General features: G+C 62.1%; 13 protein-coding genes and 1 pseudogene. 10 read left to right on the top strand and 4 right to left on the bottom strand.

The annotated features are described in order from the left end of the window. Positions 1-72 precede the first annotated feature (72 nt). The gene (locus ACXAF5_RS13475) at positions 73-510 is read right to left on the bottom strand and encodes a PACE efflux transporter (protein WP_474946969.1); all 438 of its coding nucleotides are present in this window, start codon (positions 508-510) and stop codon (positions 73-75) included. A gap of 221 nt (positions 511-731) precedes the next feature. On the opposite strand from ACXAF5_RS13475, the gene ACXAF5_RS13470 reads away from it, so the two are divergent. The 7 genes from ACXAF5_RS13470 (at position 732) to ACXAF5_RS13440 (ending at position 8,508) form a co-directional block, all read left to right on the top strand. Beyond that, positions 732-1,274 carry a hypothetical protein gene (locus tag ACXAF5_RS13470; RefSeq protein ID WP_474946968.1) on the top strand — a complete coding sequence of 181 codons (543 nt, stop codon included), beginning with the start codon at positions 732-734 and terminating at the stop codon, positions 1,272-1,274. Between the two features lie 151 nt (positions 1,275-1,425). Further along, a complete protein-coding gene (gene gor, locus ACXAF5_RS13465; protein ID WP_474946967.1) occupies positions 1,426-2,781 on the top strand; it encodes a glutathione-disulfide reductase in 1,356 nt (451 codons plus the stop codon). A gap of 109 nt (positions 2,782-2,890) precedes the next feature. Beyond that, the gene (gene hflK / locus ACXAF5_RS13460; protein WP_239320843.1) at positions 2,891-4,045 is read left to right on the top strand and encodes an FtsH protease activity modulator HflK; all 1,155 of its coding nucleotides are present in this window, start codon (positions 2,891-2,893) and stop codon (positions 4,043-4,045) included. Beyond that, positions 4,045-4,926 (top strand): protease modulator HflC, encoded by an 882-nt coding sequence (hflC, locus tag ACXAF5_RS13455; RefSeq protein WP_474946966.1) that lies wholly within the window; start codon positions 4,045-4,047, stop codon positions 4,924-4,926. Before hflK ends, hflC begins: the two co-directional genes overlap by 1 nt. A 258-nt stretch (positions 4,927-5,184) precedes the next feature. Beyond that, on the top strand, positions 5,185-5,595 hold the full coding sequence (locus ACXAF5_RS13450; protein WP_474946965.1) for a GFA family protein: 411 nt from the start codon (positions 5,185-5,187) through the stop codon (positions 5,593-5,595). A 436-nt stretch (positions 5,596-6,031) separates the two neighbouring features. Then, entirely contained in the window at positions 6,032-7,537 is a 1,506-nt protein-coding gene (locus ACXAF5_RS13445; RefSeq protein ID WP_474946964.1) for a Do family serine endopeptidase, read from the top strand. Between the two features lie 431 nt (positions 7,538-7,968). Further along, complete coding sequence (locus ACXAF5_RS13440) at positions 7,969-8,508, top strand: GNAT family N-acetyltransferase (RefSeq protein WP_474946963.1); 540 nt, start codon at positions 7,969-7,971, stop codon at positions 8,506-8,508. Positions 8,509-8,524: 16 nt separating this feature from the next. Here ACXAF5_RS13440 and ACXAF5_RS13435 read toward each other — a convergent pair whose 3' ends face one another. Together ACXAF5_RS13435 and ACXAF5_RS13430 are read right to left on the bottom strand one after the other, a co-directional pair. After that, positions 8,525-9,193: a Crp/Fnr family transcriptional regulator gene (locus ACXAF5_RS13435; protein ID WP_239361655.1), complete on the bottom strand. Its 669-nt coding sequence runs from the start codon at positions 9,191-9,193 to the stop codon at positions 8,525-8,527. Between the two features lie 144 nt (positions 9,194-9,337). Beyond that, positions 9,338-9,820 carry a peptidoglycan-binding domain-containing protein gene (locus ACXAF5_RS13430; protein ID WP_474946962.1) on the bottom strand — a complete coding sequence of 161 codons (483 nt, stop codon included), beginning with the start codon at positions 9,818-9,820 and terminating at the stop codon, positions 9,338-9,340. A 479-nt stretch (positions 9,821-10,299) separates the two neighbouring features. On the opposite strand from ACXAF5_RS13430, the gene ACXAF5_RS13425 reads away from it, so the two are divergent. Beyond that, entirely contained in the window at positions 10,300-10,623 is a 324-nt protein-coding gene (locus ACXAF5_RS13425) for a 2Fe-2S iron-sulfur cluster-binding protein (protein WP_239320859.1), read from the top strand. Continuing rightward, positions 10,623-11,444: an FG-GAP repeat domain-containing protein gene (locus ACXAF5_RS13420; protein WP_474946961.1), complete on the top strand. Its 822-nt coding sequence runs from the start codon at positions 10,623-10,625 to the stop codon at positions 11,442-11,444. The genes ACXAF5_RS13425 and ACXAF5_RS13420 overlap by 1 nt, the downstream gene beginning before the upstream one ends. Here the strand turns inward: ACXAF5_RS13420 and ACXAF5_RS13415 are convergent. Then, complete coding sequence (locus tag ACXAF5_RS13415; RefSeq protein ID WP_474947836.1) at positions 11,441-11,710, bottom strand: hypothetical protein; 270 nt, start codon at positions 11,708-11,710, stop codon at positions 11,441-11,443. The genes ACXAF5_RS13420 and ACXAF5_RS13415 overlap by 4 nt on opposite strands. A 40-nt stretch (positions 11,711-11,750) precedes the next feature. Between ACXAF5_RS13415 and ACXAF5_RS13410 the strand changes: the two are divergent. Continuing rightward, positions 11,751-11,918: pseudogene (locus tag ACXAF5_RS13410) on the top strand (transposase); the annotation flags it as partial. Positions 11,919-11,983: the final 65 nt, after the last annotated feature.

Raw genomic sequence — 11,983 nt, 5'->3', positions numbered from 1 at the left:
CGGCTATTGTTTTAGATGTTCTGAGCCTATCCGGCCCAGATACAGGGAGGCATGAGGCGAGGCGTCAGCGGGTCAGTGGCTTTGCGCCGCCTTTTGCCATTCCGGCAGTGGGAACAGCCGATCATAGGCCCAGTTAAAGCCATAGGCGTAGACCATGTAAAACAGCGCAAAAGACACATCCATCACAAAGGCATGCCAGAGCGAGATCTGCAGATACCACGCGATGAAGGGCATCAGCACGATGAGCAGTCCGCCCTCAAAGAGAACCGCATGCAGAACGCGGAGTTTTGGTGTCTTTAGCGTGCTGCCGCGCCAGTGCTGCAAGAGCGCGTCAAAGCCGTAGTTGTAGATCAGGTTCCACAGGGTGGCGAGGGTGGCACTGACGATGCCCACGGCACCGATATCGTGCATCGGAAAGTGAAACACCAAAGCGCCCAGCGGGATGGCCAGCAACAGCGCGATGATCTCGAAACTCAGGGCGTGACGGATACGATCAAGGGGGGAGCGCATGGGTAACCTCATACTTTGCAGTCGGGTCGTCCCGAGGGAAAGGCAACGGCGTGGCCTGCGTGGCTGCGCCATTGGCGGGGTCGTCCCCAACGAGCCGCAATCTGGGAGAGCGGCGGGTAGTTTTCAAGCCCCGCTGTTGCGTTGCATGTCAACTATGCGCCTTGACAGGGTGATGGGAAAACTCGCAGGTGGGTGCTTATTGAATTGATGCTGTTTGCAATGTGGATTTGACGCCGATGTTTTCTGCGAAGCCTGATCGGTACGATGGATCACCCAGCGCAGATGTCCCGGTGAGGGATCGGCTCCCCTATTGGGCCACGCTGCTTTTGGTGCTCACATCTCCGCCGGTTGTGAGCTTCCTTCTGCCCGAGAGTATCCTGGCGCGGTTCTCCGGACCTGAATACCTGCGTGATATCTGGAAAGTCTGCAGCGGTGCGGCGATCTTGGCACTGAGTTTTCCAACCCCGCGGAATGATCGTTTTTTGCGGGTGAACGCCTGGGGCATACATTACGGGAGGAAGAAAGGGACCATCAACGCGCTGCGCTGGGCGGATGTTGTGTCTGTCGCGTATATCCCAAAGCGTGTGCTCACCGGCTATGCGCGGCTGCGTGTCCGGGCACAGGTGCCGCTGGGGGCGCGCTACGATCTGACGTTCAAAATTCCGTCCCTTGAGCCGAAGTGTTCAAACCCTGCCGACCCTGAGGTCGCACGGGCGCAGGCGGCTCTGGATCGCTATTGGCCAGAGTGGCGCAGGGGGACATAGCGGGCCGGCGCGCGTTCACGCCTCTTTCACGGTTTCGCGACAAGAACGCCCGTATGTGTTTGAAATGCCGCCTTGCACCCCCACTTGCGAGTCTGGCAATTCACCGCGCGCTGTGGGATACCTCGCGCAAGTCATAAGAAGGGCGACGAATATGAGCTTTGACTACGATCTATTTGTCATCGGAGGTGGCTCCGGCGGGGTTCGCGCGGCGCGTGTTGCAGCGGCAGGCGGGGCATCGGTGGCGCTCGCCGAAGAGGACCGCTATGGCGGCACCTGCGTCATCCGGGGCTGCGTGCCCAAAAAGCTGATGGTCTTTGCCTCCGAGTATTCCGGCATGGTCGAGGATGGCCGTGCTTACGGCTGGGATCTGGACAACAAAGGCTTCAGCTGGGACCACTTCAAGGGCAAGCTCAATGCGGAGCTGGACCGGCTGGAAGGGATCTATCGCAACTTGTTGAAGAACTCCGGCGTGGAGAGCTTTGATGCGCGGGCGAAACTGGCGGATGCCCACACGGTTGAGCTCTCGGATGGCACCACAAAAACCGCAAAGCACATCCTGATCGCCACCGGTGGCCGCCCGTGGGTGCCGGAGTTTCCGGGCTCGGAACTTGCGATCACCTCAAACGAGATGTTCCATCTGGACAAGCTCCCCGAGAGCATCCTGATCGTGGGCGGCGGTTATATTGCCTCCGAATTTGCGGGCATCATGAACGGGATTGGCGTGAAGACCACGCAATACTATCGCGGCGAGCAGATCCTGCGCGGCTTTGACAATGAGGCGCGCAGCTTGGTGGCTGAGGAGATGATCCAGTCGGGCATCGACTTGCAGCTTGGCAACAACGTGGCCGAGATGCGCCGCGAGGGCGACAAGATCCGCGTGACCGCCACCAATGGCGATGAGACCCTGTTTGACCAGGTGATGTTTGCCACTGGTCGCAAACCCAATGCCGACAACCTTGGACTGGAAGAACTGGGTATCGCGCGCGGCAAGGGCGGCGAGATCAAGGTGGATCACTACAGCCAGACCGGCGTGCCCTCGGTCTATGCGATCGGCGATGTCACCGACCGGGTGAACCTGACGCCGGTGGCGATCCGTGAGGGCATGGCCTTTGTGGAAACCGTGTTCAACGGCAATCCCACGAGCCCCGATCACGACCTGATTCCGACCGCGATCTTTACGCAGCCGGAAATGGGCACAGTTGGCCTCAGCGAGGAAGACGCCGCCAAACAGGAAACGGTCGAGATCTATTCGACCTCCTTCAAGCCGATGCAGCAGAGCTTTGCCGGGCGGGCGCAAAAGGTGCTGATGAAGCTTGTGGTCAGCCAGTCCAGCCGCAAGGTACTGGGTTGTCATATTGTCGCACCCGGTGCGGGCGAGATGATCCAGCTGGCCGGGATTGCCGTAAAAATGGGGGCAACCAAAGAAGATTTTGATCGTACTGTTGCAGTTCACCCGACCATGTCGGAAGAATTGGTAACGCTGAAAACCCCGGTACGGACGGTCTGAGGCGACCGGTACGCCTGAGTGGCGGGCGGGAGCTTGAATTTCCGCGCCGCGCGCACAGGTTAGAGGGCAATATCCGCCAGTTCGGCGGGGAGAGATGGATAGGAGACTTATGGCTGGGAACAGTGGTGGCCCCTGGGGGGGCGGCGGTTCCTCCGGCGGCGGAGGCAACCGGGGAAACAATGGTGGTGGCGGAGGCGGCGGTGGTCGCCGTCCCGAGGATAACCAGATCCCCGAGATCGACGAGCTGGTAAAGAAGGGTCAGGAACAGTTGCGCGTGCTCATGGGCGGGCGCGGCGGTTCAGGCGGCGGTCAGGGGCCACGCGGTGGCGGCTCTGGCGGCAGCCCGCTGTTTTCCAAGGCCGGCATCATGATCGGCGCGGTCGCCGCGGTTTTCCTGTGGGGCTACAACAGCTTCTACACCGTGAAGACCGAGGAAAAATCCGTCGAGCTGTTTCTCGGCGAATTCTCCTCTGTCGGCAATCCGGGCCTGAACTTCGCGCCCTGGCCCGTGGTCACCTATGAGGTGGTCCCGGTCAGTGTCGAACAGACCGAGAGCATCGGTGCAGGCGCCCGCGGTTCTGATGCCGGGCTGATGCTGACGGGGGATGAGAACATCATCGACGTTGATTTCCAGGTGGTCTGGAACATCAACGAACCCGACAAGTATCTGTTCAACCTGCGTGATCCCAAGGCGACCATCCAGGCGGTGTCGGAATCTGCGATGCGCGAGATCATCGCCCAGTCGCAACTGGCGCCGATCCTGAACCGCGACCGTGGTATCATTTCGCAGCGCCTCGAAGAACTGATCCAGGCGACCCTGGACAGCTACGACGCGGGCGTGAACATCGTCCGGATCAACTTTGACGGGGCCGACCCGCCGGAGCCGGTCAAGGACGCCTTCCGCGAGGTTCAGTCCGCCGGTCAGGAACGTGACCGTCTGGAAAAGCAGGCTGACGCCTATGCCAACCGCAAGCTGGCCTCCGCCCGGGGGCAGGCGGCCCAGACGCTGGAAGAAGCCGAAGCCTATCGCGCGCAGGTCGTGAACCAGGCGCAGGGTGAGGCGTCGCGCTTCAGCGCCGTACTTGCAGAATACGAGAAGGCGCCGGAGGTCACGCGCAAGCGTCTCTATCTGGAGACCATGGAAGACGTGCTGAGCCGCGTCGACAAGATCATCCTCGACGACAACGCCGGTGGCCAGAATGCACAGGGTGTCGTGCCCTATCTGCCGCTCAATGAAATCCGTCGCTCGGGAGGGAATAACTGATGAACCGCTCTATCATTCTTCTGGTTGTTCTCGGCATTCTCGGCGTGAGTGCACTGTCGGCCTTCTTCATCGTGGACGAACGTGAAAAGGCGCTGGTGATGCGGTTTGGCCGTGTCGTCAACGTGCAGGAAGACCCGGGCCTGGCGTTCAAACTGCCCTTTGTCGACGATGTGGTGAAATACGATGACCGTATCCTCAGCCTTGAGGTCGGGCCGCTCGAAGTCACGCCGTTGGATGACCGCCGTCTGGTGGTCGACGCCTTTGCCCGCTACCGTATCACCGATGTGCGTCGCTTCCGCGAGGCGGTGGGTATTGGCAATATCGGCGCTGCCGAAAGCCGTCTCGACAACATCATGCGCGACCAGACCCGCGAGGTTCTGGGTACCGTCAGCTCCAACGACATCCTGTCGTCGGACCGGGCTGCATTGATGCTGCGGATCCGCAACGGGGCGATCGCGCAGGCGCAGGCGCTGGGTCTTGAGGTGATCGACGTGCGTCTGAAGCGCACCGACCTGCCGCAGGCCAACCTCGAGGCGACCTTTGCCCGGATGCGGGCAGAGCGCGAACGCGAAGCCGCAGACGAGATCGCCCGCGGTGAAGAAGCCGCGCAGCGTGTGCGTGCGCAGGCGGACCGGACCGAGGTCGAGCTGGTCTCCGAGGCCGAGCGCGAAGCCGAGGTTATCCGCGGTGAAGCGGATGCCGAGCGCAACAACATCTTTGCCGAAGCTTACGGTGCGGACCCGGAGTTCTTTGAGTTCTACCGCAGCCTGACCGCCTATGCGCGCTCGCTGCAGGGCGGGAACTCCTCGCTGGTGCTGTCGCCCGACAACGAGTTCTTCAACTACCTGAAGTCCTCCGAAGGCGCGAGCGCAGCAGAGTAATTCCGGCAACGAATAGACCCGAAAAGGCCACCCTTTGCGGTGGCCTTTTTCATTGTGTCGCGGCTATTTGCGCAGGCCACCGTGGCTGCGATCAGGGTCGTGGCCCATTTCCCCATGTGATCACGATCAGAGAAACGACGTTTTGCCGTCATAGTCGGCTTTGAGCCCATTTTGACCTTGATCCAACACGTGGATACAAGCGGAAATAGAAATGCGTTCGACTGGCTGCACGAGGTTTGCTTGTCGAAAGGAGTGCGAATGGACAATAACCTGACCACCGGACAATGCCTCTGTGGCGCAGTAAAATTTCGCATATCGGGAGAGTTCGAGAGCTTTTTCCTGTGTCACTGCGCCCGCTGCCGTAAGGACAGCGGTTCAGCCCATTCGGCAAATCTGTTTTCGTCCACTGCCAAAATCACCTGGGTTTCAGGCGAAGAACACGTCAAGACGTTCCAGCTGTCCGGGTCACGCCATGTGAAGAGCTTTTGCTCCCATTGCGGTTCCGCGCTGCCAGTTCCCCAGCCGGAGATTGGTTTGCTTGTGGTGCCGGCTGGATCACTTGACAGCCAGTACGACATGCGACCGAACGCGCATATCTGTTGTTCCAGTCGCGCGAGCTGGGACAACGACCTGGCCTCCATAGACAGTGTCGACGGGCTTCCCGGCTGAACGGTCGAGCCGATGCTACATCTCAGACAAAAGCCCGACGATAAGTGCGCGAATGTCTCGAAAAATCCGCACCTCCGACGCCCAAGAAAGGCAAGGCAAAAAGGTTCCCTTGTTCTTCACCTTGCTGATGCGGGACTTCTGTTGCGGGTCTCCCCCGGAATAATCAGTGCCCGGCGGCAGGACCGGATCACCCTCCGTCCACCTGTTGCGCTCTGGCCGCGGTCGCGAAACCTTCACCACCCTTCACGTCGAATTGAGGTGACTGTGCGCCCCATTGCGACTGCGCGCGGAGTGGCTACATTGGGAGCATGAATTTCCCACCCCAACGCGCAGCACTTTGCCCTTGCCTGGTGCTGCGCCTGAGGCACGGGTGCGCCCTTTCCCCTTATGTGCGGGGGCGGGCGGAGACAGAGTTGACAGGCCAATTCGAAGGAGTATGTCCGTGCATCCAATCACCTCACCCAAGGCCCTGAGCCGCGCGCGCGCCCATGACGGGATGCAGAGCGGCTGGCGCCTGTTCTGGATCGCGGTCCTCGGGACCGCGCTTCTGGTCATGCAGTCGCTCTCGGCAGCTGCCCGTCCCGAGAGCCTCGCACCGCTGGCAGAGAAAGTCAGCCCGGCTGTCGTGAACATCACCACCTCGACCGTGGTCGAAGGGCGCACCGGCCCGCAGGGCATCGTGCCCGAGGGCTCCCCGTTTGAGGATTTCTTCCGCGAATTCCAGGACCGCAATGGTGGCGGCAACCGTCCGCGCCGCTCTTCGGCGCTGGGGTCCGGTTTTGTGATCTCCGAGGATGGCTATATCGTCACCAACAACCACGTGATCGAAGGTGCCGACGAGATCGAGATCGAGTTCTTCCCCGGTGACGGACAGCCCGCAGACCTGCTGCCGGCGACCGTTGTTGGCACCGACCCCAACACCGACATCGCGCTGTTGAAAGTGGATGCACCGATGCCGCTGAAGTTTGTCAAATTCGGCAACAGCGACACCGCCCGCGTCGGCGACTGGGTGGTTGCGATGGGCAACCCGCTGGGGCAGGGCTTCTCGCTCTCGGCCGGGATCGTCTCGGCGCGCAACCGGGCGCTGTCCGGGTCCTATGACGACTACATCCAGACCGACGCCGCCATCAACCGCGGCAACTCCGGTGGTCCGCTGTTCAATATGGATGGCGAAGTGGTCGGCGTGAACACCGCGATCCTGTCGCCGAACGGGGGCTCGATCGGGATCGGGTTCTCCATGGCGTCCAATGTGGTGACCAAAGTGGTCAGCCAGTTGAAGGAATTCGGCGAAACCCGTCGTGGCTGGCTTGGTGTGCGCATTCAGGACGTGACCGATGACCTCGCCGAGGCGATCGGCCTTGAAAACGACAACGGCGTTCTGATCACCGATGTGCCCGACGGCCCCGCCAAGGACGCAGGTCTTCTGGCGCGGGATGTCATCACCAGCTTCGACGGTTTCGAGGTGGAAGACACCCGCGACCTGGTGCGCCGTGTGGGCGATACCGAGGTCGGCAAGACCGTGCGCGTCGTGGTGTTCCGCGACGGCAAGACCGAGACCCTGCGCGTGACTCTTGGCCGGCGCGAAGATGCGGTGGGCAACAATGCCACCACCGGCTCTGGCGAAGCTGTCCCGGATGAGGGTGAAAAAGAGCTGCTCGGTCTGACGGTCGGCGTCGTGCGCGACGACATGCGCGAGGAGCTGAACCTGGATGCCGGCACCACCGGTCTGGTGATCCTGTCGGTGGATGAGACCTCGGGCGCATGGGAAAAAGGCCTGCGCGCCGGTGATGTGATCACCGAAGCAGGTCAGAACAAGGTGGCCTCCATCTCGGATCTTGAAGCGCAAATCGAGGCGGCCGAGGATGCGGGGCGCAAGTCCATCTTCCTAATGGTGCGTCGCGCCGGAGAGCCACGTTTCGTGGCACTGAACCTCGACGAGTAACAGGCCACAGCCCCCTGGCGGGGCAGGCAGGTACTTCCTCAGCGGCCGGCCCCATCGGGTCGGCCGTTTTGTTTGGTAGGTGGGCGTTATTGAAACCAAAAGAGCCATGTGTCGGGCGGACACATGGCTCAAGATGGGACGGACGATCATTGGGATGGATAGGAGAATGACCGCCTTGAGGCCCTTATGACAGAGGCGGCGTGGGCGGACTGTGAAACAGGTCACATTCGGGGGATCTTTGTGGCTGAACGCTCAGTTTTTTTCTGCATACTTTCGCAAGGCTGCCTCACATGACGCCTGGCGTCTGAACCGTCGGTGCGCCAAGTCTTCTGTGGTCAGCTGCGCTTCGGAAAGGGGGCGAGAGGCTTGACAGATGAGCGGGGACGGACGAACGGTTCACGGTATGCGCAAGCAAAGGTTTGGAGGATGGAGTGGAGTTCTCAGCACAGATCGACGGTCGAGAAGAGCAGATTAAAACGCTCTTTGCGCAGACATTTGCAGCTTCGGAAGGCGCCGACGAGGGGCGCTTGATTGCTGCGCTGGTGGAGCGGTTGCTAAAGACCACTCCGCGTGAGGATCTTTTTGTTTTTACGCAGGCCGAAGGGGAGGCTCTCATCGCGGCAGCGGTCTTTTCTCGGCTGACGTATTCAGAAGATGCGCGATCGGTGTTCATTCTGTCCCCTATGGCTGTCGCGACCGAGCGACAGAAACAAGGGGTGGGGCAGGCCTTGTTGAAAGAGGCCTTGAGCGCACTTTCCAAGGAAGGTGTTGATGTCGCCATCACCTATGGTGATCCAGCCTTTTACGGCAAGGTTGGGTTTGAGCCCCTGGACGAGGACACCGCCGCCGCCCCCTTGCCGCTGAGCCAACCGATCGGATGGATCGGTCAGCCGCTCCAAGAGCCTGCGTTGCTGCCACTCAAGGGGCGGTGCACCTGTGTCGCGGCGCTCGATGATCCGGCGATCTGGTAAGCGGGGTGAGGCGCCCTCAGATCCCCTCGGGATCGGCAAGAACCGCGAGGCCGCCGCGGTCTTTCAGTTGCAACCCGCCGCGGCTGATTTCGATCAGTCCCGCCTTGCGCCAGTTTGACAGGGTCTTGGACACCGCTTCGCGGGTGGCGCCAACAAATTCCGCCAGTTCCGACTGCGACAGGCTCAGGTGGCCGTTGCCATCTGCGGGCGTGAGATAGAGGAGCTTGCGCGCCAGCCGCACCGGCATCGGCAGGAACACTTGTTCGTTGAGCTGCGTGTTCATCCAGCGCATGCGTTGCCCGGCCAGTTTCAGCATATCGCCTGCAAGCTCCGGGTGCTTTGTCAGCTGTGCAAGCACATCGCGGTGCCGCAGGCGGCGCAGGTGGCTGGGTTCGGCAGCGGTGGCAGTGGCTGTGCGCTCGCCGGGGTCGAACATGGCAATCTCGCCAAAGATCGCACCGGGGCGCATCATATCGAGCGAGAGTTTGCGTCCGGACGCGGAGAGGGTCGAGATCTCCAACGCGCCAGAAATGATCGCATAGAGCGCATCGCCCTCATCGCCCCGTTCGAACAGCACGTCGCCGGTTTTGAGGTGCACATCGGTGGCCTGGCTGTCGAGCATGGCCCGCAGCCGATCCGAGGCTCCGAACAGGAAGCTGGATGCGGGCAGGGGGGCAATGGCCATGGGGCGCTCTCCGGGCGGGCTGTCAGTGCAGGGGGAGGATCTCTCCGTTTTTGTGTTCTAGGGGGCCGAAGGCTCTGGTGCAAGCTTGCACGTGGGATGTGGAATGTTTGCGGTCGCACCTGGGCCGTGGCGCTGGTCCTATGATCACCCGGGCAGATCGACGGCGCTGAGGCCAAGGCTACGGGCCGCCCGCAGCGACAAGGTGGCGCTGTCGATGCCAAACCCCGCCTGATAACTGCGGATGGCGGCGCGGGTGTCGGCGTTGAGCGTGGCGGTGATCAGGCCGCTGTAGAGGTCGCGCGCGGCCAGTGCCCGTTGCAGCGATGCAATATATTCCGGGGTCATCACCTCGGGGCAGGGGGTCTCGAAATAGGTTTCCTCGCGCGGCCGGGTGATCTGCTGGCGGCTGTGACTGGAGAAGGTGGCCGGGGCAAGTACGGTGCCGTCAGGGGATGTCACTTCGGGCGAGACCAGGACCTGCTCGGTCACGGTTTCGATTCGCGCCGGAATGATCACGCTGTCCCAGCAGGTGCCAGCGGGGGCGCCCGGGGGCGCGGAGCGACCGACACCTTCGAAGGGGGCAGCGGCGACACAGGCGTTCAATGTCAGAAGGAGGAGCACCGCCATGCCACGCGCGCCGCAGGCCGGGCGAGACCGGTCCGGTATGGTTGCCCTGCAAGGGGGCGCTTGCAGCGTGATGCTGTGGGCAGCGGGCGGAGGCAAAGGGGCGGGCATACGCTTTGACGGGGTCCTTGAAGTGGGCAGCAGCCGGGATCCGCGGTTGCCCCCGGTGGCATCCCAGATGCTAGCCTAAAACCCGGGCGCGGGAAAAGGCCGTATCCCGGCTATAGCACTGTTCTGCCGAAGGAAGATCGGAGTTTGCGGACCCGGGGCGGGACTGTTCGGGCCCGCCGCGCGTGCCAAAAGCGGATCGTGAGGCCGGCCTCGGTCGATGCCGGTCCCGCTCTTCCGGCGCTGTGCGGGGTAAATCGGGAACATGTGTCGTGAAAAGGCAAGCGACGCGAGGGATGTCGCAAATGGGGCTGGAACGGTGCAGGCGCGCTCGCTACACACGGGGGCGAGTACCGAAAAAGGGAAGACGGATCATGGCAAAAATCACCTACATCGAGCACAACGGGACCGAACATGTGGTCGACGTCGCCAACGGGCTGACCGTGATGGAAGGTGCGCGGGACAACAACATTCCGGGGATCGAGGCGGATTGCGGTGGTGCCTGTGCCTGTTCCACCTGTCACGTCTATATCGCACCGGATTGGGTGGAGAAACTGCCCGCGAAGGACGACATGGAAGAGGACATGCTGGATTTCGCCTTTGAGCCAGATCCGGCCCGCTCGCGCCTGACGTGCCAGCTCAAGGTGTCGGACGCGCTGGATGGTCTGGTTGTGCATATGCCCGAAAAGCAGATCTGATGCGCGCGGCGGGCCGGGCGCGGCGTCTTCTGACACGCATCAGGCCCCCGGTCATCCGCCGCGCCGCGCAGGCGTTGTGCCTGGGGGTGGCGGGGACGGCGACCCTGCTGAACGCGCAGGAAGCCTGGCGGGCCACGGGGGCGGAGTTTGATGCGCCCACGACCCGCTATGGCCACGCGGTTCTGGGAGATGACGTCGAATACAGCCAGCTGCGCATTCATGTGGAACAGAATGCGGGTGGCAGCTCATTGCGAACCTCGGCTGTGCTGCGGCGAAATGTCTTTGAGGTCGACCTGCCGGTGGATCATGTCTTTGAGGATCTTGCACCGCGCCTCTGGGACATCACCGGCGACGGGTTGCCCGAGGTTGTGGTGGTCGAGACGGATGTGGCGCAGGGCGCGCAGTTGGCGGTCTACAACAGCACGGGCGACAAGATCGCCGCCACGCCCCATATCGGCCAGACAAACCGCTGGCTGGCGCCTGTCGGTGCAGCGGATCTGGATGGCGACGGCCATATCGAGGTGGCCTATATCGACCGGCCCCATCTGGCCAAGACCCTGCGCATCTGGCGCTTTCACTATGGCAAGCTGGTGGAGGTCGCCGCCGCGCCCGACCTGACGAACCATCTGATCGGTGAGGGTGTCATCACCTCCGGCCTGCGCGACTGCGGGCAGGGGGCGGAGATCGTGACCGTCGATGCCGATTGGTCGCGCATTATCGCCTCGCGCCTTAGCTCGGATGGCAGCATCAGCCGCCGTGATCTCGGCCCCTTTGATGCGCGGAGCCGGCTTGGTCCCGCGCTGGACTGCCAGCTGCCCTAGCTCAGGTAGTAGCCGACCGGTTTCAGCGGCGCCGGAGCCTCCTCACCCAACTGTGTCAGCAGCGAGATCTCGATGGTGCGGCACATGCCATCCAGCGGCAGGCCGTTCACGGTCTCGCCAAAGGGGTTGGAAAATTCCTCCGTTACCTCGGCCAGGCCAAAGAAGACATAGGCGACGATGGCCACGAACAGTGACGTCATCCAGCCCGCGCCCTCCAGCAGGGCAAAGGGGAACAGCAGGCAATAGAGGTAGGTCGTGCGGAACACCAGCAGCGTGTAGACAAACGGCAGGGGCGTCGCGGCGATACGTTCACAGCGCCGCAGGAAAAGGATCGAATAGCCTTTCGGTTGGGCCAACACAGTCGGTGGCATGGCACAGACCCTCTACCGCGAGATCGAGCGGGTGCGCGCCCGCTTCACGCTGACAATGGCCGTCTGCAATCTGGCGAGGCTGCCGAAACTGATTGCTGCCTGATCAGCGAAGCCGCCGCCAGGGTTGCCTCAGCACGATCCGGACCCACCTAGCACCCGTATAGAGGG

It is taken from the genome of Epibacterium sp. ABV4_022 (assembly GCF_056159345.1).
Note: the sequence above shows the minus strand (reverse complement) of the source record. Positions and strands in the feature narration are given on the sequence as shown.